The 25,182-nt window shown below is 48.2% G+C and carries 24 protein-coding genes; 7 read left to right on the top strand and 17 right to left on the bottom strand.

Features of this window, described 5'->3' with window-relative positions; genetic code table 11:
• The 3 genes from ubiB to ubiE form a co-directional block, all read right to left on the bottom strand.
• Window positions 1-1,190 (bottom strand): 2-polyprenylphenol 6-hydroxylase (ubiB, locus tag A3751_RS13150; RefSeq protein WP_068456858.1); only part of this gene is annotated, 1,190 nt, incomplete at its 3' end.
• A 37-nt stretch (window positions 1,191-1,227) separates the two neighbouring features.
• Window positions 1,228-1,857: an SCP2 domain-containing protein gene (locus tag A3751_RS13155; protein WP_068456773.1), complete on the bottom strand. Its 630-nt coding sequence runs from the start codon at window positions 1,855-1,857 to the stop codon at window positions 1,228-1,230.
• Window positions 1,857-2,630, bottom strand: coding sequence for a bifunctional demethylmenaquinone methyltransferase/2-methoxy-6-polyprenyl-1,4-benzoquinol methylase UbiE (gene ubiE, locus A3751_RS13160; protein ID WP_068456776.1), 774 nt, complete (start codon window positions 2,628-2,630; stop codon window positions 1,857-1,859). The genes A3751_RS13155 and ubiE overlap by 1 nt, the downstream gene beginning before the upstream one ends.
• Window positions 2,631-2,781: 151 nt before the next feature.
• On the opposite strand from ubiE, the gene A3751_RS13165 reads away from it, so the two are divergent.
• Together A3751_RS13165 and A3751_RS13170 are read left to right on the top strand one after the other, a co-directional pair.
• The gene (locus tag A3751_RS13165) at window positions 2,782-3,060 is read left to right on the top strand and encodes a polyhydroxyalkanoic acid system family protein (RefSeq protein ID WP_068456780.1); all 279 of its coding nucleotides are present in this window, start codon (window positions 2,782-2,784) and stop codon (window positions 3,058-3,060) included.
• Window positions 3,061-3,091: 31 nt separating this feature from the next.
• Window positions 3,092-4,933 carry a long-chain-acyl-CoA synthetase gene (locus A3751_RS13170; RefSeq protein WP_068456785.1) on the top strand — a complete coding sequence of 614 codons (1,842 nt, stop codon included), beginning with the start codon at window positions 3,092-3,094 and terminating at the stop codon, window positions 4,931-4,933.
• A 29-nt stretch (window positions 4,934-4,962) separates the two neighbouring features.
• On the opposite strand, the gene A3751_RS13175 is transcribed toward A3751_RS13170, so the two are convergent.
• The 3 genes from A3751_RS13175 to A3751_RS13185 all read right to left on the bottom strand — a co-directional run bounded on the left by A3751_RS13175 (window position 4,963) and on the right by A3751_RS13185 (window position 7,618).
• Window positions 4,963-5,775, bottom strand: coding sequence for a crotonase/enoyl-CoA hydratase family protein (locus tag A3751_RS13175; protein ID WP_068456788.1), 813 nt, complete (start codon window positions 5,773-5,775; stop codon window positions 4,963-4,965).
• A gap of 18 nt (window positions 5,776-5,793) precedes the next feature.
• Entirely contained in the window at window positions 5,794-6,528 is a 735-nt protein-coding gene (locus A3751_RS13180; protein ID WP_068456791.1) for a hypothetical protein, read from the bottom strand.
• Window positions 6,529-6,628: 100 nt separating this feature from the next.
• Window positions 6,629-7,618 carry a S9 family peptidase gene (locus A3751_RS13185; RefSeq protein WP_231871819.1) on the bottom strand — a complete coding sequence of 330 codons (990 nt, stop codon included), beginning with the start codon at window positions 7,616-7,618 and terminating at the stop codon, window positions 6,629-6,631.
• 368 nt (window positions 7,619-7,986) lie between these two features.
• Here A3751_RS13185 and A3751_RS13190 point away from each other — a divergent pair, with 368 nt between their 5' ends.
• Window positions 7,987-9,453, top strand: coding sequence for a wax ester/triacylglycerol synthase family O-acyltransferase (locus tag A3751_RS13190; protein WP_068456794.1), 1,467 nt, complete (start codon window positions 7,987-7,989; stop codon window positions 9,451-9,453).
• Between the two features lie 86 nt (window positions 9,454-9,539).
• Window positions 9,540-9,854: a DUF2288 domain-containing protein gene (locus A3751_RS13195; RefSeq protein WP_068453187.1), complete on the top strand. Its 315-nt coding sequence runs from the start codon at window positions 9,540-9,542 to the stop codon at window positions 9,852-9,854.
• Window position 9,855: 1 nt separating this feature from the next.
• On the opposite strand, the gene A3751_RS13200 is transcribed toward A3751_RS13195, so the two are convergent.
• From A3751_RS13200 to moaB, 4 genes are all read right to left on the bottom strand, one after another.
• Complete coding sequence (locus A3751_RS13200) at window positions 9,856-10,758, bottom strand: alpha/beta fold hydrolase (protein ID WP_068456796.1); 903 nt, start codon at window positions 10,756-10,758, stop codon at window positions 9,856-9,858.
• Between the two features lie 38 nt (window positions 10,759-10,796).
• On the bottom strand, window positions 10,797-12,962 hold the full coding sequence (locus A3751_RS13205; RefSeq protein ID WP_068456800.1) for an immunoglobulin domain-containing protein: 2,166 nt from the start codon (window positions 12,960-12,962) through the stop codon (window positions 10,797-10,799).
• A gap of 118 nt (window positions 12,963-13,080) precedes the next feature.
• Window positions 13,081-14,112 (bottom strand): dihydroorotase, encoded by a 1,032-nt coding sequence (pyrC, locus tag A3751_RS13210; protein WP_068456803.1) that lies wholly within the window; start codon window positions 14,110-14,112, stop codon window positions 13,081-13,083.
• Between the two features lie 29 nt (window positions 14,113-14,141).
• The gene (moaB, locus tag A3751_RS13215; RefSeq protein WP_068456861.1) at window positions 14,142-14,714 is read right to left on the bottom strand and encodes a molybdenum cofactor biosynthesis protein B; all 573 of its coding nucleotides are present in this window, start codon (window positions 14,712-14,714) and stop codon (window positions 14,142-14,144) included.
• Window positions 14,715-14,909: 195 nt separating this feature from the next.
• Here moaB and A3751_RS13220 point away from each other — a divergent pair, with 195 nt between their 5' ends.
• Window positions 14,910-15,839 carry an ion transporter gene (locus A3751_RS13220; RefSeq protein WP_068456807.1) on the top strand — a complete coding sequence of 310 codons (930 nt, stop codon included), beginning with the start codon at window positions 14,910-14,912 and terminating at the stop codon, window positions 15,837-15,839.
• Between the two features lie 22 nt (window positions 15,840-15,861).
• Here the strand turns inward: A3751_RS13220 and A3751_RS13225 are convergent, their stop codons facing one another.
• From A3751_RS13225 to A3751_RS13255, 7 genes are all read right to left on the bottom strand, one after another.
• The gene (locus tag A3751_RS13225) at window positions 15,862-16,653 is read right to left on the bottom strand and encodes an ABC transporter ATP-binding protein (protein WP_068456810.1); all 792 of its coding nucleotides are present in this window, start codon (window positions 16,651-16,653) and stop codon (window positions 15,862-15,864) included.
• Window positions 16,650-17,540, bottom strand: a complete 891-nt coding sequence (locus A3751_RS13230; protein WP_068456813.1) for an ABC transporter permease — start codon at window positions 17,538-17,540, stop codon at window positions 16,650-16,652. The genes A3751_RS13225 and A3751_RS13230 overlap by 4 nt, the downstream gene beginning before the upstream one ends.
• 13 nt (window positions 17,541-17,553) lie before the next feature.
• Window positions 17,554-18,519 carry an ABC transporter substrate-binding protein gene (locus A3751_RS13235; protein WP_068456816.1) on the bottom strand — a complete coding sequence of 322 codons (966 nt, stop codon included), beginning with the start codon at window positions 18,517-18,519 and terminating at the stop codon, window positions 17,554-17,556.
• Between the two features lie 99 nt (window positions 18,520-18,618).
• Complete coding sequence (locus tag A3751_RS13240; protein ID WP_068456818.1) at window positions 18,619-19,257, bottom strand: lactate utilization protein; 639 nt, start codon at window positions 19,255-19,257, stop codon at window positions 18,619-18,621.
• Window positions 19,250-20,614 (bottom strand): LutB/LldF family L-lactate oxidation iron-sulfur protein, encoded by a 1,365-nt coding sequence (locus A3751_RS13245; RefSeq protein WP_082863249.1) that lies wholly within the window; start codon window positions 20,612-20,614, stop codon window positions 19,250-19,252. Before A3751_RS13245 ends, A3751_RS13240 begins: the two co-directional genes overlap by 8 nt.
• The gene (locus A3751_RS13250) at window positions 20,604-21,356 is read right to left on the bottom strand and encodes a (Fe-S)-binding protein (protein ID WP_068456823.1); all 753 of its coding nucleotides are present in this window, start codon (window positions 21,354-21,356) and stop codon (window positions 20,604-20,606) included. The genes A3751_RS13245 and A3751_RS13250 overlap by 11 nt, the downstream gene beginning before the upstream one ends.
• Before the next feature lie 9 nt (window positions 21,357-21,365).
• Window positions 21,366-22,271, bottom strand: coding sequence for a phosphate/phosphite/phosphonate ABC transporter substrate-binding protein (locus tag A3751_RS13255; RefSeq protein ID WP_197466335.1), 906 nt, complete (start codon window positions 22,269-22,271; stop codon window positions 21,366-21,368).
• Window positions 22,272-22,673: 402 nt separating this feature from the next.
• Between A3751_RS13255 and A3751_RS13260 the strand changes: the two genes are divergently transcribed.
• Window positions 22,674-24,299, top strand: coding sequence for a CTP synthase (locus tag A3751_RS13260; RefSeq protein WP_068456828.1), 1,626 nt, complete (start codon window positions 22,674-22,676; stop codon window positions 24,297-24,299).
• Between the two features lie 8 nt (window positions 24,300-24,307).
• Window positions 24,308-25,153, top strand: a complete 846-nt coding sequence (gene kdsA, locus A3751_RS13265) for a 3-deoxy-8-phosphooctulonate synthase (RefSeq protein ID WP_068456832.1) — start codon at window positions 24,308-24,310, stop codon at window positions 25,151-25,153.
• The last annotated feature ends 29 nt before the right edge of the window (window positions 25,154-25,182 follow it).

Raw genomic sequence — 25,182 nt, forward strand, 5'->3', positions numbered from 1 at the left:
TTCTGGAGCAAGACTAATTGTGGTTGGACCTCCATGTTGAAGCGTCGCGCAGTCTGGAATAGCCGTAATAAAAACTGACCGAAGGATATCTCGCTTAAAGGGCGCTCAAAAATCGGCTCGCAAACTGTTCGAATTGCGGCTTCAAATTCTTCGACATGGGTGTCCGCAGGAACCCAGCCGGAATTGACATGAAGCTGCGCAACCTCTCGATAGTCACGGTTGAAAAAAGCCAAAAGATTGCGGGCTAGGTAATTTTGATCTTCCTCACTGAGCATACCAACAATACCGAAATCCACCGCAATATACTGGGGTGACTCTGGGTTCTTATGCGAGACAAAAATGTTCCCTGGATGCATGTCTGCATGAAAAAAACTGTCTCTGAACACCTGTGTGAAGAAGATCTCTACGCCGCGCTCAGCCAATACTTGCAGATTTGTGTTATTGGCTTTCAACGCTTCGATGTCCGCAACAGGAATGCCATAGATACGTTCCATCACAAGCACATGCTCGTTGCAGAAGTCCCAGTACACCTCTGGAATATAGATCAGCTCTGAGTCCAGAAAATTACGTCTTAACTGCGACGCGTTAGCAGCTTCACGTTGAAGATCAAGCTCGTCGAAGATGGTTCGCTCGTAGTCAGCAACGATTTGTTGCGGCTTGAGGCGCTTTCCTTCAGACCAATAGTGCTCAAGCACATAGGCCATCAGCTTCATAAGCGAGATGTCTTGGCGAATGGTTTTCTCGATACTCGGTCGAATCACCTTAATGATGACCTCTTGGCCGTTAGGCAGTTGTGCGCTATGCACCTGCGCAATCGAGGCCGATGCCATTACCTCTTCATCGAATCGTGCAAACACTTCAGAGATAGGGCGCTTTAGCCCCTTTTCTATGAGTGCGACAGAGGTTTTCTGATCAAACGGAGGAACTTGGTCTTGGAGCTTTTTCAGTTCGATGGCGAACGCCTCAGAGAGCAAGTCTTTTCGCGTGGAAAGCAGTTGCCCGAACTTGATAAAGATCGGGCCGAGCTCCTCAAGTGCCAAGCGCAATCGTTCACTGCCATGTAACTTGGGGCGAGGGAAAAAATGCCAAGGGGCCAAAATAAGGAGGATGCGCAAAGCAAGAGGTAGTGCTGAGCTTGGGATGAAATCATCGAGCCGATAGCGGCATATTACCCAAACAATTCGTACCATGCGTCTGAGCTTTTGAGTACCTAAGTCCGCGGCCAAACTATCCTCGCTTTATACGGTTGGTGAGTGCTTTTACCCGTGCTTCGAGACGGTCACTAGCAGTACGTAACTGATCAATGGCGTCAAATTGCTTGTCGGCCAACGCACGTGATGGCAATAAGCGCAGCTCGTACTTTACAAATTCCTCGAGATCACGCACAAAGTTTTGACTGAAGGTCTTTGCAAACGTTGCGCTTTGCTTGGCACTACTTGTCACGAACTTGGCCGGTGTATCTCCAATAAAACGGGCTAGTAAGCCTTCCCAGTCAATATCAAGGTTGTCGGTAAAGCGCTGAATCTGTTGTGCCCTTACTGCATCGCCGGAAAACGAAAGATCACGATTCGCGATTAACTCTGCGCTATCTCGCCTTGCCGCAAGTTTCGCAAGTGCGAATAGGCTCGCTGTCATGGTGACGGTTGGTGCATGCTCTGCTGATAACAACAAGACGCGATTGCCCTTTGCACCTATAAACAGGGATTGATTGAGGTTACTAATGCGGATTTCGAGTACGCACCCGTTCAAGGGTTGTAGCTTTTTCTCAGCGCCTGGATCCATCATCAAGGCGGCATTAATGGCGCGCTGAAGTACAGGCGCAAATTGCTGCAGAAGAGGTTGGCTGAACAAGTTCATTAGGGCTTGATTCCAGTGTGGAGAGCGACAATACCGCCTGTCATGTTTTGATATCGCGTATTGACGAAACCGGCATCATCCATCATTTGTTTGAGGGTTTCTTGATCTGGGTGCATACGAATAGACTCAGCCAAGTACTTATAGCTTTCACTATCGTTTGTGATCAGCCGGCCCATCATTGGCAATGCAGTGAACGAGTACTTGTCATAGGCCTCGCTGAGCAGCGGGTTTGCTGGTTTTGAAAATTCGAGTATTAGCAGTCGACCGCCTGGTTTTAAAACGCGCAACATCGACGCGATGGCCTTATCTTTGTGGGTTACGTTGCGTAAGCCAAAGGCAATGGAAACAGCATTAAAATAATTGTCCGGGAAGGGTAGGCTTTCAGCATTGGCTTGAACAAATTCGATATTGCTACCATATCCTCGATCAAGCAAACGATCTCGACCGACCGAGAGCATGGATGCATTAATGTCTGCGAGAATGACCTGGCCGCTCTCCCCAACGCGTTTTGAAAATTGCATAGTGAGGTCGCCCGTGCCACCTGCAATATCGAGAACCCGGTGCCCTGGACGCACGCCCGAGGACTCAATGGTCAAACGCTTCCAAATTCGGTGGACGCCGAATGACATCAGATCATTCATGATGTCGTACTTCGCTGCGACCGAATGAAAGACGTCGGCTACTTTGTCCGCTTTTTCTTCTACATTTACGTTCTGAAACCCGAAGTGGGTGGTGTTATCACCTACGTCTTTATTCGCTTGGTTATCTGTCACGGTGGCTACTCTGCAAAGAAATCGAATTGCGCCTATTCTATCCTCGCGCGCGAGCGAAAACTATCTTGATCTGGGATTAGATTGTTCTTGCGCGGCCGAAGATGGGTTAGACTGATGTGATTATCTGATTCGAAACAGTTAGGTTGGTGGTATGGCAAGAATCATCGTTGAGCGTGCGCACGGGCGAGGCCTGGAGGCGGCGAGAGCGGAAGCGGAAATTTTAGCTGAAGATTTGGCTGAAAAGTTTGGTATGAAATATCGTTGGTCAGGCGAGACGCTTGAGTTTAAAGGCTCCGGAGCAAAGGGCGAAATGCATTGTGCTGAAGATGAGATTTCTCTAAACATGGAGTTGAGTTTTGTTTTGCGTCCGTTCAAGACCCGCATAGAGCAAGAGATCCATAAATATTTAGATGAGTTTGCATCTAAATAGTCTTTTTACTTCACTAGAATAATAACGAATTATGTCTGATTCTATTTCAAATGGCGCGCCCAAGCATGCTTTCGGCGCTCAAGAGTTGTTGAGCCATGCCCCTGAATTAGTTAGAGGGTTGCCCAAGAAAGCGCAGGGCCTATTTCATGTGGCGCGGCAGAGCCGCAATCCTAAAAATGGTTTGGCTCGCTGTATCGAAAAAACTGCAAAAAAATACCCGTCTAAGGATGCTGTGGTCTTTGAAGGCCGCCGACTGACTTATGCTGCGTTCAATGAACAGGCGAACCGGATGGCCCGTTACTTGGTCGAGACCGGTACTCAGCGTGGCGATGTCATTGTGGTGGCGATGGAGAATCGTCCTGAGCTCCTGATTACTGTGACTGCGCTAGCGAAGATTGGCGCAGTCAGCGCTTTGATTAATACTTCGCAGCGTCAAGCCGTGCTGAAACATAGCGTATCTCTGGTGAAGCCTGCAAGGTTGATCGTCGGCGCAGAATTGTTCGACGCCTTTGACGAAATTCAAGAGTGTTTGCCAAGCGGTGATCATGCTCGGCTTTGGGTGGCCGATTTGGCCGTTGAACAGTCGAGACCGCAAGGCTATACAGACTTGCTCGAGGCGGCGCAAAGTGTGGCTGATGTCAGTAATCCCAGCTCAAGTCTGGAACAGCGTGCCAATGATCCGCTTTGTTATTTCTATACATCCGGCACTACCGGTTTGCCCAAGGCGGCGGTATTGACGAATGGTCGATATATGAAGGCATACGGCGGTATCGGCCAAGCCTGTATTCAGCTTAAGCCTAATGATCGCGTATACGTGCCTCTGCCGTTCTATCATGCAACTGCGTTGGTTGTTGCATGGTCGAGTATTATTGCGGGGGGAGCATGTTTGGTTCTCGCGCGAAAGTTTTCGGCCAGCCAGTACTGGGATGATGTGATCGACAATCGTGTCACGGCATTGTGCTACATAGGTGAGTTGTGCCGCTACCTCATTGCGAAATCGCCATCAGAACAAGATCGCCAGCATCAGGTGAAACTTATGTTTGGCAATGGCCTGAGGCCGGAAATATGGCAGGCCTTTAAGGCGCGTTTCGGTATTGAGCGCGTGCATGAGTTTTATGGCTCAAGTGAGGGTAATGTCGGCTTTATGAATGTCTTTAATCTCGACAATACAGTCGGGCTCTCTCCAATGCCCTATGCGATTGTCGAATATGATATCGACGCAGACGCGCCAATTCGTTTTGGTGATGGCTTTATGCGAAAAGTAGAAAAAGGCCAAGCAGGCTTGTTATTGGGTGAAATTAGCGACAAATCCCCTTTTGACGGCTACACCGAACCTGAAAAAACGGAGAAAACCATCCTCAGAAACGTGTTTAAGCAGGGTGATGCTTGGTTCAATACCGGCGATATGATGCGCGACATGGGGTATCGTCATGCGCAGTTTGTAGATCGACTCGGTGATACGTTTCGATGGAAGGGCGAAAATGTTTCAACGACCGAAGTTGAGAATATTCTTGGACAGTGTTCAGGGGTGATTGATGCTGTTGTGTACGGTGTTGAGATTCCGAAAACCAATGGGCGCGCTGGTATGGCAGCTTTGCGGATGAAGAATGGCGCAGATCTGGATTTTAACGAGATGCTTGGCCGTCTTCAGGAAGAACTACCTGCATATGCCGTCCCGTTGTTTGTTCGTTTTGTCGATGAAATTGAATCTACCGGCACGCACAAATATAAAAAAGCACCGTTGAAAAACGATGCTTATGATCCTGATAAATGCGGCAAACATGTATACGTTCTCTTGCCTGGAGAAAGTGACTTTCAGCAATTGACCAAGGACATTTTTAAGAAAATAGAAGCTGCGGGCTACCGTTTCTAAGCGAGCGACGCCGCCTGCATGAACCTAACTTAACTGCGGTTTTTATAGTCTTCGGGGCCTTTTTCACCCGAATGAACCGCACCTGATAGTTTCTGGTTATGTCGACCAATGAGTTTGCGTTGCAGTTTGGTTTCGAGAGTGAGCGCCTGTCGAACGGTTGAAAGCCAAGCCGAGTTATACAATTTTTTGGTGTAACTGATGGCATCTGGCGATTTTTGTTTGAGAGAGTCGATAAACGCGATTGCTTCTTGCATTGGGTCATCACTAATTCGCGTGACTAAATTGTAGTCGAGTGCGGTTTGCGCATCGAATACCTCTGCGGTCATTGTTAACTCTTTTGCTCTGTCTATTGGAAGAAGTTCTCGTAGGGCGATAGATCCCGCCATGTCAGGGATTAGGCCCCACTTTGTTTCCATAATGGAAAATGTGCAGTCTGTTTGTGCATAGCGAAAATCTGCGCCTAGAGCGATTTGAAAACCACCGCCCCAACACTTTCCGTGAGTGACCGCAATGACCGGGACAGGCACTTCTCGCCAAAGATAGCTGACATCTTGCGCAATATTAGAAAACTTTGTTCCTGGCTTGATCAAAAGCTTGATCGCCGCCATCGGATTTTTGAGCATGCTCTTCACATCAAGCCCTGAGCAGAATGCCTTGCCCTCGCCAGAAAGAATGACGCCACGTATTTCCTTGTTGCGTGATACCTGCTTGGTGGCTTTTATAATCGCTTCAAACATAGGCATGTCGAGTGCGTTGAGTTTGTCTGCGCGAACGAGTTTCACAAATGCGATTTGATTGGTGATCTCAAGTTCTACTCGGTCGTTGATGATGGTTTTTGACATGTGTTTTCCGATTAATTTTTAAAGTTTAAAGGGCTGGGGATCGCCATTATAGATACGGGATAGTATCCGGCTTTCGCGTTCGATCAAAGTTTGCATCAGCAAATCAACATCGCTCATCCGGTAGAAAGCATCAAGTCCTCGCATTAAAAACCCGTGCAGGGAGTGTAGGCCGGATTTTTTTGCGGGTTTCTCAGAAACTGAAAGAGTAAAGCGCAGGACCGGGTTTCTTGCGTGACGATCGAGCAGCTCGCCCGCTCTTTCTACCAGAACTAATTGTCGTAACCGGTCTTCGCGGCGGGAAGCTGACTGGTAGGCTTTGACATAAGACTGCTCGTTGATATCCGACTGTTTGCTGTCGTTGAAGAGGTTTTCTGCGAGCGCGTCATCGAGGCGTTGTGTGAGCAGATTTAGCTCGACGAGATTGGATACTGTCCCGAGCAAGGATGACGGCAGGAGCTTGATGAGTTTTGGGAATATCCGTTCTAAATCTCGGTCTCGCGCACTGAAGTCCTCGACACCATAGAGCTCCTGAAGAAGGAAATCGATGCCATCCTTGAAGTTTAGGTTGCTGTAGAGATCGCTGTGTGTGGTTTTCAGGCGAGCTGATTGCCAGTTTGCTAGATCGATTTTGAGTTTCGAAAGCTCTGGGTTTAAGGGGGATTGCTGGTAGTCATGGTAATCCAGCATTAAATTCTTGAGTCGCTGGGCCTCCGCGCCTTTTGCCGGAGTGGATGCAATTCTGTCACGGTACATGAGTCGCTTGGTAAACCTGTCTCGCAAAATAAATGACAAGTCCGCGAGTGTAAACCGCTAAGCGGAAGATGCAAACTTTAACTGGCACATTTCAGGGGAATTAGCCGTTTGAAATGAGGGCTTTTGCTTGCGCCGCGCGTATTTGTTTCTGCTGTTGTTTTATGCGTTCGGCTTCTTCTGAAGACGGAATCGTGTCAAAAGATGGAATCCATTTACGATCATCCAGCGTCACGAAGTGGCTGAGAGCACCAGTTTCTACAACGCGAATTGCCGTGGGGCTTTTAAGAGCACTCGCTAGCATGAGGTTACGGTCAAGAATTCGATCTACCTTAGGGATCAAAAATGTACCATGGCGAAGGTGCTGATATGCCGAGTAATCGGCTTTATCCATCCATGCAAAGAGGTTTTCAATGTTGCGTACGATCGTCAGATGGTCTTTGGTTGCAGTGAACAGTTTATGCAGTAACTTTCGTTTTCGAGGGTTCATTTTGCCAAAAAACATTTGGCCGTAAGACGAAGATGGAGTGCTATTGATTAAGCGGATGACCCATGGCCACATGCCGTGACTCACCGGCTCTAAAAGAGCAGACACGAGCGGATGTGTTTTTCCTCCGGGAAGTGCAGGAGCCTCAAGAATAACTTCGACATGCTCAAAAAGCTCTGGCCGCTGATTGACGGCTTCCAAAATAACCGCGCCGCCACGCGAATGTCCGTGAATGCGAATTTTGTTGGTTGTCGGGAGGTTTTCAAGCGCTTGAGTAAGAATGCACGCGTCGTACTCAATGGTGCCTTCTAAATATTTGATCGGTATTTCCCAGCTTGCTGGTTCAGGAAGAGGGCCTTCAACTGGGATATGGTAGTTGCTGCAGGTAAGGAGAATAAGTTCTGTGCTTGGTTCTTGATACGCTTGCGTGAAATAGCAGTGATTCTCAAGAAACCCATGTACGCCGATAACGGTATGTGTCGCTTTTTCAGAGTGATTGCGAACACTGACAGCACCTTTACCTACGGTAAACACTTTTCCTGAGAACATCTCAGTGTATGTTTGCGCAATAGGCTTAATTAACTTTCTAGCGTGAGTAGCTTGCACAGCAATCGTTCTCCCCAGTTAATCTGCACCACATTATTTGTTTGAGTAGTAACGGTGCGTACTTTGCTGTCCTTAGCTTGCGTAGCCTTCGGTTTTCCTAAACCTGACTTTAATGTAACACAAAAGTGGTCGGCTGCGTCTTACTTCATTATAGGCCCTTTTCCTTAAGACTTGTTTAACACTTTCGTCTAAGGCCTTGATTCAATTATGGCAGAGGATCACTTCGGGAGTGTTAATTTATGTAAGCTGTGATAACATTTTGTTATCTAAGTGCTTTAAATTAAGACGCCCTGTTTTTTCGCTTCCTCGGCCTTGGTTTGCATCCTAGCACTAAAATTAAACTATAAAAATAATGACAGGAACCGGGTATGACCGATCATGCCAATAAACCCCTCTCTGGGGTTGATATTGCTTGGTTGCGCATGGATTCGCCAACCAATCTAATGATCATCAACGCGATGATCATTACCGAAGAGATGGAGTTCAAAGATTTTAGAAATACGATTATAAATCGATTTCTGCGATTCCCTCGTTTTATGACGCGACCAGTTCAGGTATCGGGCGAGTATGTTTGGGAAAAAGACCCGTACTTTGATTTGGCGAATCATGTAAAAAAGGTAGCCCTTCCCGGAAAGGCCGATAAACAGTCGCTACAGAAATATCTTGCAGATCAAAGCAGCGTTCCGTTTGATGAAAGCAAGCCTCTGTGGCAGATTCACTTTGTTGATAATTACTGCGATGGCAAAGCGATCATTCTTCGTGTTCATCATTGTTACGCAGATGGCTTGGCACTTATTTCCGTCTTTAACTCGATTACCGATGGTAGCGCGAATGTCGCGCCATTTTCAGTCGCGCAAGCGGCGTCGAATGAAGAAAGTAAGGAAGAAGTGAATTACGAATGGCCGCGATATCAGCGATTGATCGATACAGCGACCGAGCGAGCTGATCGCTATGCGAAATTTGCGAAGAAAATTTCAACCGACGGAATCGGAATTTTACGCGACCAAGATGCGATGCGTGGCATTGTCGGTGATGGCGTTCGAGCGGCAACCGAGCTCGCGCAATTGGCGACGATGCCTGCCGATCCCAGAACGACGTTGAAGGGCAAGCTTGGCGTTAGGAAGACCTGCGCTTGGTCTGATCCTGTGAGTTTTGATAAGTTCCACGGTATTGCCAAGGTCGTTGGTTGCAAGATCAATGATTTGTTGATGTCCTGTGTTGCTGGTGCGTTTCGGGAAGAGTTGATCCGCGCGGGTGAGGATATTGAAGGGCGACGCGTTCATGTGACGATTCCCGTCAATATTCGGCCACCTGATCAGATGGATTTGAGTGAGCGCCCTGATGAGCTTGGAAATCAGTTCGGAACCGTATTTGCCGCCTTACCGGTAGATATCGAGAATCCATTAGAGCGCGTTTATAAGATCAAGCATGACATGATCGCACTGAAACAGTCGCTTCAACCGGCACTCTCTTATGGAATTTTATATGCCGCAGGCCTTTTGCCGAAGGGCATGCAGCGCGCTTTGACGGAGAGTTTTGGCAACAAGACAACGGCGGTGATGTCAAATGTTCCAGGGCCTCGAGAGCCGCGTTTTATTGCGGGCTCTCGAATCAAGGAGCAAATGTTCTGGGTACCTCAAACGGGTGATCTTGGAATTGGCTTAAGTATCATTAGTTATGGTGGTCAAATCCAATTTGGCTTAATTGGTGACTCGCGCTTGTTGCCCAATCCTGAGCGAATTGTTTCTCGTTTTGTGGCGCAGATTGAGCTGCACAGAACCGATGTGGTTGCCAGCTACATTGAAGACCTTGTCCAGCCGACGATCATTGGCTAGGCCGAAGTAAGTCGAGGCTTGTCTTTTTAGAAGAGGAATGCTTGAATTCGCGCTCCCAAAAGTGAGTGCGACGAGCGTATTTCTTCATGACTTCTACACAAGATGACAACAAACCACAGGTCCCTCTGGCCACAAAGCTGAATCTCGAAACCGCACAAATTTCCTGGAAAGAATTGGAACCGCATTTTGCGGGCGGGAATGTAATTGCTGTGGATAAGGGCCTTGACCTCTTACTGGTCGCAGAGCAGATTGTTGCGGACAACACTGACATAATCAAACAGTGGATGAGTGAGGGGAAAGTGGCGCAGGTAGCGGACGATCAGGCGCTAAGCTGGTCAAATGACAACGCTTTGCTGTGGGCAGTTGTGATCAAGCCTTGGATTCTTGTTCAGCAGCGCTAGACTAGCTTGCGGCGAAGCGGAAAAGTTCCTTTGAGAGCTTTATTGGTTGGTCAATTAATGGCGCATGGCCACTTTTTGTAAATGGAATGACGCTACAATTTGAATTCAAATCAGCCATTCTTAATTGCCCTGTTGCAGGATACATGTCCGATTTCATTCCCACTAGAATATCAATCGGTACGTTGCTGTTTGTTACCGCTGATCGTAGGTCGTAGCGCTCGGTAATGTAGGAGTTCAGGCAGTGCATATAGGCTGACCAGTTTTCGGTTGGAAGTATTTGTTGCGACACCCATTCTTTAGAAATAAGTACTCTCGATAGGGCTTTGTGAATTGGGTTCGAGAGCGCGGAAGCAAAAAATTCGGAAAGCTCACGATGAATTTGCCATCGCAGTGCTAGAGGAATCTCCTCATAAGCCGCTTTTCGCGTCATAAAGGGCGCAAGATCTTCGATGAGTCGTTCTGCGTTTTCAAAGCGGCTGTCATGTTCGTCACCAAATAACCCCCATTGCCAGTCGCTCTTGTTCACACAGCAGGGGCTTTGATCAATGTGCAGGTAGCGCTGCAGTTTTTTGGGGCTGTGCGCTTCTATTAGCTTTAGTGATGTCAGCGCTCCCATAGAAATGCCGATGAGTTTGAACTCTCCAAGTTGTAAGTGACTAATGAGCTGATTTATGTCGCTGGCAAAGTTTGAAACGGCACAGGTCTCGCTAAAATCTGCGTGATGAGAGCGGCCGAAACCTCTAAGGTCTGGAATAATGACACGGTATTTTTGTGATAGAGCCCAAGCGTAAGGAAGCCAGTGCCCAGAGTGCATGCCAAAACCATGGAGCATGATAATAGTTGGGCCTTTACCGATGTCTCGATAATAAAGGCTGGCGTTATCACTCGTATTAAAACGTGGCATTTTCTTGCTCCAAAATTCAACAACAGGACTACATTGGATTAAGGTAAGTAAACCTCAATGGGCGCGGAGAACCGGCCTGTTATTCCATCCGAGTCGATTGTTGCGATATGAAGGTAGACACTGCCTGCGTTTAGGTTAGCGAGAGTAAACTGCGTATTGTTTGCTCCGACGACGGTAACACCATTATGAATCGAGTTGGATTTGTAACCATATTCCAAACGATAGCCATATATTTCGCTTGGATTCAGTGGTTCTCCGTTTTCCCGCTCTGAGGGCATGGCCCAAGATAGCGCGAGGGAGGGGCGTTCGCGCACAGTGATGTTTGCAGAATTTGAGGTCAGAGAGCCGAGCGCGCTTGTTGCAATAACATGGTAAGCGCCCGAATCTTCGGCTGAGGCATTTTGAATGGTAAAGTACCCGGACTCTGCGCCTGTGATAGGATTGCCATTTTTAAACCATTGGTAGGAATGTGATGTTTGTGCTGATGTTTGAACGCCGAGCGTATGTGAGTCTCCGAGGTATACCTGTGCTGAACGCGGATGCTCAAGTAGTTCCAGCGCCGCGCTATTGCTAATTACCTGAATCTCGGCACGACTTGAGGCAATCTTGCCCGAGCTGTTACTGACTTCGACGAAATAGCTGCCTTCGTCAGACGGGCTTACATTCGTCAGTGTCAAATAGCTGCGTGTTGCGCCACTCAACTTCACCCCGTTTTTAAACCATTGGTAGCGTAAAAAGCCGCCACCTGATGCTACTACTTGAAGGGCTGCTTGTTGTCCATTCAGCAGCGCCGTGCTTTGCGGGTGCTCAGTAATTTGTATGCCACTCAATGCGTCTGTGACATGGACGTGTGCAAAGTTGGAATAGATGATGTGTCCGTTGCGCGATGCAATTGCCCTGTATGCGCCTGAGTCGCTATTTGCTACATCACTAATTTGGAGGGTCGGGCTTCTTTGGCTGGTCAGAAGACTACCGTTCCTTTGCCAGCGGATCTCGACGTTATCGGTGATATTGGTGTTTGCGTTCAACGTTAATGACTGACCACTTACGAGTGTTGCTCCCTGAGGTTGTCTAGAAAAGTCCAGAGCAACGTTTGCTGTATTTACTTGCAGGGTAGCTAGGCTTGAGAAAAGTGTTTGGCCTGCGCTGGAAACGCGAACCTGATAGCTGCCAGCGTCGCTGCCTTTTGCGCTTGCCTTTCCATAAATGGCACTAGTTGCTCCGGGAATCTCTGCGCCATTGTGAAGCCATTGATATTGCAACGCAGATTGTGCGCTTGCGTGAGCGCGAAAATAAAAACTCTCACCCAAGGTCGTACTTCTACTCTCCGGTGATGAGAGGATGCGAAAGCCGCCTTCCGTCGAAGCGCTGTTCGCTTTAGCGAGCAGCGTGTCCATTTGAGTGAGAGTATCCTGTGCCAGCGTCACAGAGAGCTGCTCGGCAATTGCTGCGCTGTTCTTGAATAGATTGCTGGGCGCTATGTCATTGATAGTAATCCCCGCGTCATACCAGCTCTGTGTTTGCGCAAGCTCAAACAAGCTTGCGCCTAATAATGAGATGACGAAACTACTGGCGTCGCTTTGTTCGACATTAGTGCTATCGGTAATATCGATGAAGGGCGTTGTGAGCGGGTCCGTTTGTAAGCCAAGCGTATCTGCAATCCAGTTCTTGGCTTGTTGAATGTTTGCGAAAGTCAGGCCGTCAGGGAGATTAAGCGCGGTTGAAACAATGAGGTGGCTCAGCGAAGAGATGTGGGCGCTATACTCTCGACTGTCGCTGTGAGCGTGAACAAGACCGAGTAATTGAAAGTCATCTTCCAATGGAACGGCTTCGCCAAATTCATACCAGATACCATCCGTCTTGCCGGTGCAGCCCATTGCTTGGTCACATTTCATGCGAGTGGTTTGCGCATTTGATGTGATTTGTAAAAGAACGGGTTTGTTAAAGCTTGTTTGAGTCAGCTGTAAAGCAAAGTTGCCAGCAGGGTCTGTTTCCGTCGTTGAGATGAGTTCGAGCGACTGATCTTCGCTGTCAACCGCGTAGGCGCTGACGATACCATTGCTAATTACGCCTTTGACGGCTTGCCCTTTGACGGTTTCTAGGACCTGATTGGCGCCGTGTTCATCTGTACTACCTGAGCTACAGGCTGCGAGCGCAACGGAGCAGATGATCAAACAGGCAATGTGGCGAAAAGATGAGTACATGGCGGGTTGAACGAACGGTATCCAAGCTGTGAGAAAACTTCCTAACGCCTAGGATACCGCGTTCAGTTCATTATTTTGATTAAATCTTGTACTTCTTGTCTTACTAATAAGTAAGGTGTTATTTGAGTTTCCAGTTTAACGTTGAACCTGCATAGAACGGCACTATCTCACCGCCATTAGCAAGCTGCATTGTCTCGGGCACTGTCCACTCTTCGCGCACTAAGGTGATGCTGCCCGTGTTACGAGGTAGGCCGTAAAAATCGGCTCCATGGAAGCTCGCAAATGCTTCGAGCTTATCGAGACAATCGAGTTGTTCAAATACCTCGGCATACAACTCGATGGCACTCCATGCACTGTAACAACCGGCACAGCCGCACGCGCTCTCTTTTTTGCTCTTCTCATGAGGGGCTGAATCTGTTCCCAAAAAGAATTTATGAGATCCGGATTTAACCACTTCCTGCAAGGCTTGTTGATGGATGTTGCGCTTAAGAACCGGAAGGCAAAAGTTGTGAGGACGAATGCCCCCCACAAGCAAATCGTTTCGATTTAGCAATAGGTGCTGCGGCGTAATGGTTGCACCCACTTGCTCATTTGCAGAAAGAACAAATTCGGCAGCGTCTTTCGTTGTGATGTGCTCGAAAACGATCTTCAGCGAAGGGAAGTCTTGATGAATGCGCTTTAGATGCTGATCGATAAAGAGCTTCTCTCGATCGAAAATATCCACGTCATTGTGCGTTACCTCGCCATGGATGAGCAATAACATACCTTCTTCGGCGAGCGCTTCAAAAACAGGGTTAAGCGACTCCAAACTTGCTACTGCCGCATCGGAGTTTGTGGTTGCTCCAGCAGGGTATAGCTTGGCTGCAACCGCACCGGCCGCTTTGGCGGCAATAATATCGTCTCGGCTTGTCTGATCCGTGAGATAAATCGTCATTAAGGGTTGAAAGTCCGAACCCGCTGGTCGCGCGGCCTCGATTCGTTGCCGATATGCAGACACCAATTCTCCAGTCGTGACCGGGGGTACCAGGTTTGGCATAACAATCGCGCGAGCGAAACATCGCGCGGTTGCTGGTACGGTCTCCTTAAGCATGTCACCATCGCGAAAGTGAAGGTGCCAATCGTCAGGGCTTGTGAGTGTCAGTTGTTGCATACAAAGGGCTCTTTATGTTGGGGTTACTGCTAGCTTTCGCTAGGCTGCTCGGCAGCCAATTCGCGACTTATACAGGCTTCGATATCGATATTCTTTAGTTGTGGAACAAAATTACATGGGCGATGGCGGCTGTCTATTTGACTGACAATAATGTTATCCCACGCGGTCTTACAGGCATTATTGCTGCCGGGCAAACAGAAAATCAGTGTGTGGTTTGCCATGCCAGCCAAAGCACGCGACTGTATGGTTGAAGTACCTACTTGTTCTAGCGATATTTGACGAAACATCTCACCAAAACCGTCTACAAGTTTGTCGAGTAAAGGTGTGACGGCCTCGGGAGTGCTGTCTCGCGATGTAAATCCGGTACCGCCAGTAATTAAAATGACCTGTGTTTCCTTATCTGCGATCCAGCGAGATAAGCTTGCACGAATCTGGTAAACATCATCGATGACGATCTCTCGATGGCAAAGTGTGTGTCCGGCCTCTTGCAGGCTTTCCGTTAGGTATTGGCCAGATGTATCGGTTTCTGCGCTTCGCGTGTCGGAAACTGTAAGAACACTTATTTTTAGAGGTATAAGTGACTGTGTGCATTGTTTACTCATGATAGGGCCTCCAAGCGCGATCTTTGCTCGCATATTATGGTCGTTGAAAATGAAATTTGAAACTGTAAACATGCTTGGAGAGCGTTTTACTATACACTTTGTAGTAGGCTGCATTAAGGCCTGCTCGCTTGTAAGTCGCTCGTAGCGTGAAATTCGAATAAAACACAACAAAAGTAAAGTAAAGGAAGCCCAGCCATGTTCTCTCGTGAGCAATGGTACGAATATTTAAATGAACCCTCTCAAAGGTCGCTGATTGCTTGGCTTATAAATCTGGTGATTGCTGCAGCGATTTTCTTCAATATGGTTGAGGTGCTTCTTGTCTCGGTTGAAAACGAGGCGAATAGTGCTCATTACTCAGGCATTCACGTTCACGCGATTTTTACTTTGATCTTTGTCGCCGATTATTTGATGCGCATTTGGGTAGCGGCTGAAGCCCCGCAAGAGCATGGCAATAGTGCGCTTAATCGTCGGCTCAATTATGTTTTTTCGCCAATGGGCGTTATCGATTTGTTGTCGTTTTTGCCTGGATTAATGCTTATTTTAGTGCCGGATAGCGCTGCTCAGGACTTTAGTTTCCTAAAAGTGATGACAACCGTTCGGATTCTAAAGCTAACGCGATATTCTGCATCGCTTTCAATTCTGGCAGCGGTGTATCGGGAAAACTTCTCCACGCTGTTTGCGGCGATGATTATCATGATCATTATTAGCTTTACCGCAGCAACCGGTGTGTATATTTTTGAGCGGGTTGCTCAGCCGGAGGCGTTTGGTTCCATTCCGCGCTCTATGTGGTGGGCCTTAGTCACACTGACAACGGTTGGCTACGGTGATGTTGTACCGATTACTCTTGGTGGCAAGTTGTTTGGCGCAGTTGTGATGATTGCTGGCGTTGGTATTGCGGCAATACCGGCTGGTGTGTTTGCCTCATCATTCGTTCGTTTAATCCGCGACCATGACCGAAAGCGCCGAGTCTCCAGACATAAGCGAGTGTTAAGCAAAGAAATGAAAGAGTCGCTGAAAAGCATCGACTTGAATGGTTTGGAGAAGCAGGAAGTGGAGTATTTGATGCACGAATATGGCCTGACGCTCGAGCAAGCCATAAATGTGGTCGATCATTATCGCAGTTAGCAGGCTTGTTGGCCCTAGAGCGTTAATTCAATAGCAGGGCATCGTCATCGATGGCACCGTAGTTCTTATGAAACTGATCAAGAAGGTCCTGCGTGGTGAGTCCTTTGCGGTGATCGCCGTGTACATCTAAAGCCAATTTTCCCTGATGTAGCATGATCGTTCGATCGCCAACGGAGAGTGCTTGTGACATGCTGTGCGTCACCATAAGCGCAGTAAGTTGGGACTCACTAACAATGTTTTGTGTTAGCTCTAATATAAAAGTTGCCGTTTTCGGGTCGAGGGCTGCCGTATGCTCGTCGAGCAGCAGGAGCTTCATTGGCTGCAGCGAAGCCATGAGTAGGCTAACGGCCTGCCTTTGACCTCCTGATAGAAGGCCTATTTTGTCATCAAGGCGCTTCTCCAGTCCAAGTTGCAGCAGCTTGAGCTTGTCCATAAAGCGATTGCGGTATTGCCTTTTGGCAGCAATGCCTAAACCGCGTGTTTTTGTTCGGGCTTGTGCAAGTGCGAGATTCTCTTCAATCGTTAAATCTTCGCAGGTACCCATTAACGGGTCTTGGAAGACGCGGGCGATTAGCGGTGCGCGTTTTTCAACAGGCCATTGGCTTATTTCTTTGCCGTCTAGCTGAATTGAGCCTTGCGGGCTGAGGAATTCTCCCGCAAGTGCGTTCAAGAGCGTTGATTTTCCTGCACCATTGCTACCAATTACCGTAACGAACTGACCTTCAGGAATGTGCAAATCGACACCTTTAAGCGCTTGATTCTCAAGCGGAGTCCCCGGATTAAACGTAATTTTAAGGTCGTTGATATCGATCATGCTTTGGCCGCCTTAAACTTCGATTTAATATTTGGCATGACGATCGCAAGGGTGACGAGTACGGCGGTGATTAAGTTGAGGTCTTGTGCTTTTAGTCCTAAGACATCGCCATTGAGTGCAAACGCGATCACCAGCCTGTATAGAATGGAACCGACAACGCAGGCCAGAGCCCAAAGCAGAATGGTTCGAGTGGAAATAAGCGCTTCTCCCCCAATGACAGACGCGAGGCCAATTACAATGACACCTACCCCCATCGTCACGTCGGCGCTTCCCTGGCTTTGTGCAAATAAGGCTCCGGCGAGCGCAACCAAGGCATTGGAAAGTGCCATGCCCAGCACGATCATCAGGCTCGTGTTTACACCGTTGGCCTTTGCCATACGGGGATTTGAGCCTGTTGCTCGCATGGCAAGCCCAATTTCGGTTTTCAAGAATGCGACAAGCAAGCCGAGCGCAATGAAAGCGAGAACCCCAAAGGCAATTGGATAGGCAATGTAGTAGGGGACGGTTAGATTATCTAAAGGGCTGAGGAGGGTCTCCACTCCAAGTAGAGCCTTGTTTGGTCCATCCATAATTCTCAGATTGATTGAATACAGCGCAATCATGGTGAGTATAGATGCGAGCAGATGAAGGATGTTCAGCTTTACATTTAAAAGCGCGGTAACAACGCCTGCGGCAGAACCTGCCACACAGGCCATGAGTGTTGCTAACCAAGGGTTTATTCCGCCGACAATTGCGCTAGCTGCAACCGCCGCACCGAGCGGAAATGATCCATCGACAGTGAGGTCGGGAAAATCTAGTATCCGAAATGAGATAAATATTCCGAGCGCTACTAGCGCAAAGATGAACCCTGTCTCGAGTGCGCCAAAAAACGCAAAGCTGCTAATCATTTTTAAACCTTAATTACTGGATAATCTCTTTCGCACGTTTTGTTAGTGATGCTGGAAGCTCTATGCCCATAGCTGCCGCCGCACCGGGGTTTAAATAGAGTTCGGTCTTGTCGACACCTTGTACCGGAAGATCTCCAGGTGCCTTGCCGTTTAGGACTTCTACCACCATGGCGCCAGTTTGACGGCCGACATCGTAGTAGTTGAAGCCAAGTGCTGCAATCGCGCCGCGTTTAACACTGTCGGTGTCTGCTGCGATGACCGGGATGTCTGTTTGTTCAGCAATTTTTAGAACGCCTTCGAGGGCTGAAATCACCGTGTTGTCTGTAGGCAGATAAATCGCATCTACTTTGCCGACAAGAGAGCGCATTGCCGTTTGCACGTCGGCCGATTTTGGCGATGCAGCTTCAACGACGTCGAGGCCTTGCTCAGGCGCATGCTTTTTAACAAGTTCGACAAGTGACACAGAGTTTGCTTCGCCCGGGTTATAAATCACCCCTAGTTTTTTGGCTGATGGCACGATTTCCTTCACTAAAGCCATGTGCTTATCGACGGGCGTTAGATCTGAAACGCCTGATACGCGCGGGCTTGGTTTATCCCAAGCCTTCACGAGCTTGGCGCCAACAGGGTCTGTTACTGCACTGAAGATAATATTGCTGCTTCGAGCAGAAGCCACCATTGCTTGTGCGGACGGCGTTGCAATTGCGACGATAACATCGGGATTGCTACCCGCAAATTTTTTGGCAATCTGTGCAGCGGTTGTTGGATTTCCCTGAGCGCTTTGGTACTCCCACTTAAGGTTTTCGCCTTCTCTATAGCCTGCTTCTGCAAGGACGTCTTTTACACCCTGACGAACGGAGTCTAGAGCGGGATGTTCGACGATTTGAGTGATAGAAACGTGTTTTTCTTCAGCTGATGCGTGACCGCTCATGACTACTGCTAAGAAGGCGCATGCAAGCGCTAGAGTTTTTGAAATGTTCATATAGTTCCTTATCAATTTCTGTTTTTGTTGTGCTTATTGAATACGGATCTTCTTTGCGCTACCTAAAGCCGCTCAATAGCGAAGCAGAAAATTATCCGCCTAAGTTAGTAGAAACACAATAAGTCGCTTTGGTCCGTGCGCTCCATAAGCAAGAGTCTGCTGTATGTCAGCGGTTTTAGAGGGGCCGGAAATAAAAACGAGGTTGCTCGGGAGGGTTTGAGGATCGAACAGAGAGCTGTCAAAAGCCGACGTGAGGCTGTCTAAAATCGTATGTTTTTTGATGACCAAGATGCTGATCGGAGGAACAAGGCTTAGGCTTCGAGGTTGTTGCGCGTTCGCTTTCACGATAAGGGCGCCTTTGTCAGCGACTCCGCCATCGGCGAAACAGATGCTGAGTGTTACCGTATCGAACAATACAGTTTTGTCGAGCGCGCCTATGTCAACCAAGCTCAAGTCGTCTGTTAATTGCAGCTTTAAGTCCGTTAAATCTGGGTGCTCTGCAACCGCTACGGCGCCTTTAAGTTGCTCTGTGTTGAGCCACTCGTCGATGCTCGTGCCTAAATGCTCTTCGGTGACTTCATGCACTTCAGCATGGTTTTGACGGAGTAGTTGTTTGAAGAGCGCAATGTCAGGTTGCCTTGCTGTGTTGTCGGGGATCGTGCTCCCTCGTTGCGAAGCACTCTTGGCTTTGGCACGCCTCAGGTTGCCCAAAATATGTTGCTTTGCGGAATCAGTCATTTTTACGTGCTCGCATTAATTCGGAGAAACTTGCAGTTGCGGGTTTTGGAAAGGTGCGAGTGCTAGTCCAAGATGCGGGTTTTGGAAACGGCAGATAGTGCGCCAGCTTTGCGCCAAAAGAGAGGAGTGAATGTAGGTAGATATTTCGGTAGAGCAGCGCCCATACTTTCCAGCCAAAACGTTCTATTTTGTTAGGCTCTAGGCGTTTCTCGCGCAGACTTCTTATTAGATTGGGCAACGGGATGTTCACCGGGCAGGCCTCACCGCAGGCGCCGTTTAACGAGCATGCATCCAGTAAATCACCTTTTTCGCTCAGGCCTTCTATCTGAGGCATGACGACTTGTCCTATCGGGCCTGGATAAGTACTGCCGTACGCATGCCCTCCTATACGCGTATATACCGGACAATGATTCATGCACGCTCCGCAGCGAATACACGCGAGCGTCTCACTTAAATGATCATCCATATACATTTCACTGCGCCCGTTATCGAGAAGGACGAGGTGGACCTGCTCGGGGCCGTCGATTTCATCCGCTTTGCGAGGCGAGTTGATGATGTTGAAATAAGTTGTGATCAATTGCCCTGTCGCAGAACCGGTGAGCAAAGTAAGCAGCGGTGGTATTTCCTTAAAGCTCGGTACCACTTTTTCGATACCCATGAGTGCTACATGAATTCTAGGGATGCCTGTTGACATGCGGCCGTTTCCCTCGTTTTCGACCAAGCATAACGACCCGGTCTCCGCTATCGCGAAATTAACACCGCTCACACCCATATCGGCGTCTTTAAATTGTTGGCGCAGTGCCTTTCGCCCGATACCAATGAGGTCGTCAACACTAGCGTCCTCCGTATTCTCATTGAGTTCTCGTGTAAATAAACGGGCAATTTGTTCTTTTGATTTGTGGATGGCCGGCATAATGATGTGTGATGGTGTCTCGTGATCAAGCTGCACGATGTATTCACCCATGTCAGATTCGATGCATTGAACGCCAAGAGATTCTAGATGTTGATTAAGTTCGATCTCTTCTGTCGCCATCGACTTGCCTTTAACTACATGCTTTACATGATTGGTTTGGGCGATGTCACCAATAATTGTGCGGGCATGCTGGGCGTTGCGCGCCCAATGCACTTGAATGCCTTTTTGCCTGCAGCTTTCTTCGAGCTGCTCTAAAAGCTCTGGAAGTTGTTCTAAAACAGATCTGCGTATTGCAGCGCCTTCGTTGCGCAGAGCATTCAGGTCTGTGTTTGCAAAAGCCGAGGCTCGTTTGCTTTGGAGGAAGTCCATCGCGCCACGAAAATTGTGCCGTAACTCCGTGTCGGCCAGCGCATCCACAGCTCGGATGCGAAATTCATTTTTCATAGCTGACTCCATAGGATTGAGCCAGTGCTGTTGCAAGATGCGAGCCTTTAAGTTTGATTTCCTGTTTTTCGCTATACCCATTTAGATGCATCAAACAGCCGCAATCGCCGCTGACAAATTGCCTGACACCATTCGCGCTCAGGTGGTTTACTTTATCATCTGCCATTGCGCTGGAAACTTCAGGCGCTTTCACTGAAAAGGTGCCGCCAAATCCGCAGCACTCTTGTGCATACTCTGGCTCCTCCGCGCTCATAGATAGATAGGTGGCGGCCTGCTGCCATGCTGCGGCGCTATCGACAGCCCTTCGGGCAGAGCAAGAAATATGTAGCCGTTGGTTTGGAGTCTTTGATTCTTCAGCAGGAGGTAAGAGCTCGGGCAGATGCGGTAGTACGAAACGGATGGCCTCATGGCATCGCTCTGCCAGGTCCTGTGCTTTCTTTTTATAGGTTTTGTCTGAAGCAAATATTCTTGGGTAATGTGAAACAAGCATGTCTGCGCAGGAGGCCGAAGGAACTATGACCGGTATGTCGAGCTTGGAGAGCAGGTCAATTGTTTTGGTCGCTACATTCTTTGCTTCCAAGTTTGCGCCAGAGTTGTAGGCGGGCTGACCACAGCAACTTTGATATTCTGGAAGAACAACCTCAAAACCTGCCAGTTCAAGCAGGGCTACACAGTCCATTCCTACCTTGGGAAACAGGTGCTCGACAAGGCACGTGGAGAAGAAATAAACCTGTTTGCTCATACTACTCCTCTATTCTTGCGAGGTTGATTGCTCCGGGCCAGATTTGACTAGCGGTAAGCGGACGTTTAACGCATCCAGATCGATGCTACGTGCATCAAGCCAATCACTGTTGCGTGCAACTTCAAAGCCGTTTCTTGCTCCCAGTTGCTCAATGAGATCTTGATTGCGTCCACGCCTGTTCAGATTCACCATCGCGCGTTGCAGCTTGTTGATTGAGTAAAAAGGTACTCTAGGATGGGTGATAAAAGCAAATGGAGCAAAGCCGGGTGTTTCCCAAAGAACTTTCAGCTGTTCTTGCCGGTCCGGTGACAAGGCATAAAAACTTGATTCAGCGATGCTGATTGCGCGCACTTGTCCGTTTGTGAGTGCGTCCATCGTTGCTGTCTCATCTTTGAAAAGCTGCATTGGTAGTTCAATACCGAGTCGCCGCAGACTAAAGCGCGGAATAATACTTGAAGTGTAATTTAGTACGGAATCAAAACCGGTTATGTCGTTCTCGATATCCCTCAGAGTGCGCGCTGAATCGAGTCGTTTGACGACAATCAAGGCGCGGAGTGGCTGTGCTTTTCGCTTTGCCAATGCCCGGTAGTTCTGAGCTTCGGAGGCGGATAAGAACTGCAAAGGGGTTGTGTAGGCAATATCATATTTTCCCTGCGCGAGGTTTCGTTCAAACTCCAATTGGCTCTTGGGTAATTCCAGGTTAAGTTGCAATCCAGTTTTGGATTCAAGTTGTTTTGTGAGTTGTTGCCATACCTGGGCTCGAGATGGCGAATCCCTCCTTGTTTCATATACGACGCGTGTTTTTAACACCTTGCTCTCGGCATTTTCGAAGCGCTTGTCATATACCGGTGCCGGATTGGGTGCTTCAGGCGTAATGGCAAGGCTCAAACCCTGCGCGTGGCTGAATGAGGTCATGCCCACTAAAAGCAGTAATAAGATATTTAGATGTAAGGGGAGAGGTTTCATTCAGCTTGTTTTGGTACAAATCTGGAGTAATTGAGAGTGAGCGCGCAGTTTAGCACTGAACTCGCTTTACTTAATAATACGTGGTCTGCAAATAATGGCGTGCGCTATTGATCTCGACTACACTTCGCGCCCATGAACTTGCGTCTGTAAACAACTGCAAACGAGGGAATTTAGTTTGTGACGGGGTCGATATTCTGGTACTCTGACGTCCCATCATTGAGGTGCAAAATCTCATCCCTTCTCGTAAGTTTTTTATAGCAGTTTACTAGTAGTTTGGTAGTCACTTTAGAGCGTCCTTCTTTTCCGTTTGGGCGTGTGATTGGTTGAGTCAGAGAGATTGACAGGGTTTACATGACACGCTTTATATTCGTCACTGGTGGTGTGGTTTCTTCGTTGGGTAAAGGGATAGCTTCGGCCTCTCTTGCAGCTATTTTGGAAGCACGTGGTTTAAAAGTCACAATGCTCAAACTAGACCCGTATATTAATGTTGATCCTGGCACGATGAGCCCGTTTCAGCACGGTGAGGTTTTTGTTACCGAAGATGGAGCAGAAACCGATTTGGATCTTGGGCATTATGAGCGTTACATACGCACCAAAATGACCAAGCGTAATAACTTTACTAGCGGACGGGTTTACGAAGACGTTATTCGTAAAGAGCGTCGCGGTGATTATTTGGGCGGAACCGTTCAGGTTATTCCTCACATTACAGATGAGATCAAACGTCGTGTTGTCGAGGGCGCGAGTGGTTATGATGTTGCGTTGGTAGAAATCGGCGGCACCGTTGGTGATATCGAGTCGCAACCCTTTCTTGAAGCGGTTCGTCAGCTAAAAATAGAAGTTGGCTCAAACCGCGCAATGTTTATGCACCTTACGTTGGTTCCTTATATTGCGACTGCTGGTGAAACGAAAACCAAGCCAACACAGCATTCTGTTAAAGAAATGCGCTCTATCGGTATTCAGCCTGACATTTTGGTATGCCGCTCTGATCACGAGATAGATGACTCCTCCCGCCGAAAAATCGCGCTGTTTACTAACGTAGAAGAACGCGCCGTTATTCCTCTTCAAGATGCAAATAGTATCTATCTGATTCCACGGATGCTGCACGAGCGTGGCCTAGATAACATTATTTGTGAGCGCTTTAACCTTGAATGTGAGCAAGCAGATTTGAGCGAATGGGACGAGGTGGTTGAAGCTGAAGCAAACCCAGAGCACGAAGTGACGATTGCCATGGTCGGCAAATACATGGAATTGCTTGATGCGTATAAGTCCCTCATCGAGGCACTGAAGCATGCAGGTTTAAGAAACCGAACAAAAGTGAAGATTCGCTACGTTGATTCAGAAACCATTATTGATGAAGGCACTAAGCAGCTTGAAGATGTTGATGCCATTCTGGTGCCTGGCGGTTTTGGAAATCGAGGTGTAGAAGGCAAGATTCAGACAGTGAAATACGCGCGCGAGAACAAAGTCCCTTACCTGGGGATTTGTCTTGGCATGCAGGTGGCTGTTATTGAGTTTGCGCGACACGTCGCGGGCCTCGATGGTGCAAATAGTACCGAGTTTGATGCTAAGAGTGATTACCCCGTTGTCGGTTTAATCACGGAGTGGAAGGACCAGAGTGGTGCAGTTGAGCAGCGTTCTGATTCTTCTGATTTGGGTGGAACCATGCGCCTGGGTTCTCAAGAGTGTCATTTAGAGCCGGGTTCAAATGCGGCTAATGCGTATGGAAAAGCGCGTGTGAATGAGCGTCACCGTCATCGTTACGAGGTGAACAATAATCTTCTTCCTAAGCTAAAAGATGCGGGGCTGATTGTATCTGGTCGTTCTTCTGACGGGGCTTTGGTCGAGGTTGTGGAAGTGCCAGATCATCCTTGGTTCGTGGCTTGTCAGTTCCACCCTGAATTTACATCGACGCCACGAGACGGTCATGGTCTTTTTGAAGGCTTTGTGAAAGCGGCAATGAAAAACAAGGCTAAATAGGCAATAGCATGGCCCAGAAGATTGTTAAAGTTGGCGATATTGAAATCGCCAATGACAGACCATTTGTTCTGTTTGGCGGTATGAATGTGCTCGAATCGCGTGATTTGGCAATGCAAATTGCTGCGAAGTATGTCGAAGTCACTGAAAAGCTTGGTATTCCCTATGTGTTCAAGGCTTCGTTTGACAAGGCGAATCGTTCTTCTATTCACTCCTTTCGCGGGCCAGGTTTAGAGGAAGGCTTGCGTATTTTTGAGGACATCAAAGCTGAGTTTGGTGTGCCTGTCATCACTGATGTTCATGAGCCGCATCAGGCTGCTCCGGTGGCGGAAGTCTGTGACATTATTCAGTTGCCGGCGTTTTTGTCCCGGCAGACTGATTTGGTCAGCGCCATGGCGCAAACCGATGCCGTTATTAATATCAAAAAAGCGCAATTTCTCGCTCCTCAAGAGATGCAACACATATTGAAAAAATGTGTCGAGGCGGGCAATGATCAACTGATTTTATGTGAACGAGGCTCTAGCTTCGGTTACAACAATTTGGTTGTAGATATGCTCGGATTCGGAGTGATGAAGCGTTTTGAGTATCCTGTGTTTTTCGATGTAACGCACGCGCTACAACAACCTGGGGGCCGTCCAGACTCGGCGGGTGGTCGCCGAGAGCAAGTGACCGACTTAGCATTAGCTGGCATGTCACAGGGCTTGGCAGGATTGTTTTTGGAAGCGCACCCTGAGCCAAATCAGGCCAAGTGTGATGGGCCTTGTGCCCTGCGTTTGGAGCAGCTTGAGCCATTTTTGGCGCGTGTAAAAGCCATTGATGAATTAGTTAAAAGTTTTAAACCTTTGGACACCGCTTAAGCGGGCCATTTAGTATTAGTTGGAGAAAA

Source organism: Oleiphilus sp. HI0080, assembly GCF_001635135.1.

Excerpts from the sequence above, each read along its gene's own strand:
- A3751_RS13155 (WP_068456773.1), bottom strand. The coding sequence starts at position 1,857 with ATGAACTTGTTCAGCCAACCTCTTCTGCAGCAATTTGCGCCTGTACTT.
- A3751_RS13165 (WP_068456780.1), top strand. The coding sequence starts at position 2,782 with ATGGCAAGAATCATCGTTGAGCGTGCGCACGGGCGAGGCCTGGAGGCG.
- A3751_RS13170 (WP_068456785.1), top strand. The coding sequence starts at position 3,092 with ATGTCTGATTCTATTTCAAATGGCGCGCCCAAGCATGCTTTCGGCGCT.
- A3751_RS13175 (WP_068456788.1), bottom strand. The coding sequence starts at position 5,775 with ATGTCAAAAACCATCATCAACGACCGAGTAGAACTTGAGATCACCAAT.
- A3751_RS13180 (WP_068456791.1), bottom strand. The coding sequence starts at position 6,528 with ATGTACCGTGACAGAATTGCATCCACTCCGGCAAAAGGCGCGGAGGCC.
- A3751_RS13190 (WP_068456794.1), top strand. The coding sequence starts at position 7,987 with ATGACCGATCATGCCAATAAACCCCTCTCTGGGGTTGATATTGCTTGG.
- A3751_RS13195 (WP_068453187.1), top strand. The coding sequence starts at position 9,540 with ATGACTTCTACACAAGATGACAACAAACCACAGGTCCCTCTGGCCACA.
- A3751_RS13200 (WP_068456796.1), bottom strand. The coding sequence starts at position 10,758 with ATGCCACGTTTTAATACGAGTGATAACGCCAGCCTTTATTATCGAGAC.
- A3751_RS13205 (WP_068456800.1), bottom strand. The coding sequence starts at position 12,962 with ATGTACTCATCTTTTCGCCACATTGCCTGTTTGATCATCTGCTCCGTT.
- pyrC (WP_068456803.1), bottom strand. The coding sequence starts at position 14,112 with ATGCAACAACTGACACTCACAAGCCCTGACGATTGGCACCTTCACTTT.
- moaB (WP_068456861.1), bottom strand. The coding sequence starts at position 14,714 with ATGAGTAAACAATGCACACAGTCACTTATACCTCTAAAAATAAGTGTT.
- A3751_RS13220 (WP_068456807.1), top strand. The coding sequence starts at position 14,910 with ATGTTCTCTCGTGAGCAATGGTACGAATATTTAAATGAACCCTCTCAA.
- A3751_RS13225 (WP_068456810.1), bottom strand. The coding sequence starts at position 16,653 with ATGATCGATATCAACGACCTTAAAATTACGTTTAATCCGGGGACTCCG.
- A3751_RS13230 (WP_068456813.1), bottom strand. The coding sequence starts at position 17,540 with ATGATTAGCAGCTTTGCGTTTTTTGGCGCACTCGAGACAGGGTTCATC.
- A3751_RS13235 (WP_068456816.1), bottom strand. The coding sequence starts at position 18,519 with ATGAACATTTCAAAAACTCTAGCGCTTGCATGCGCCTTCTTAGCAGTA.
- A3751_RS13240 (WP_068456818.1), bottom strand. The coding sequence starts at position 19,257 with ATGACTGATTCCGCAAAGCAACATATTTTGGGCAACCTGAGGCGTGCC.
- A3751_RS13245 (WP_082863249.1), bottom strand. The coding sequence starts at position 20,614 with ATGAAAAATGAATTTCGCATCCGAGCTGTGGATGCGCTGGCCGACACG.
- A3751_RS13250 (WP_068456823.1), bottom strand. The coding sequence starts at position 21,356 with ATGAGCAAACAGGTTTATTTCTTCTCCACGTGCCTTGTCGAGCACCTG.
- A3751_RS13255 (WP_197466335.1), bottom strand. The coding sequence starts at position 22,271 with ATGACCTCATTCAGCCACGCGCAGGGTTTGAGCCTTGCCATTACGCCT.
- A3751_RS13260 (WP_068456828.1), top strand. The coding sequence starts at position 22,674 with ATGACACGCTTTATATTCGTCACTGGTGGTGTGGTTTCTTCGTTGGGT.
- kdsA (WP_068456832.1), top strand. The coding sequence starts at position 24,308 with ATGGCCCAGAAGATTGTTAAAGTTGGCGATATTGAAATCGCCAATGAC.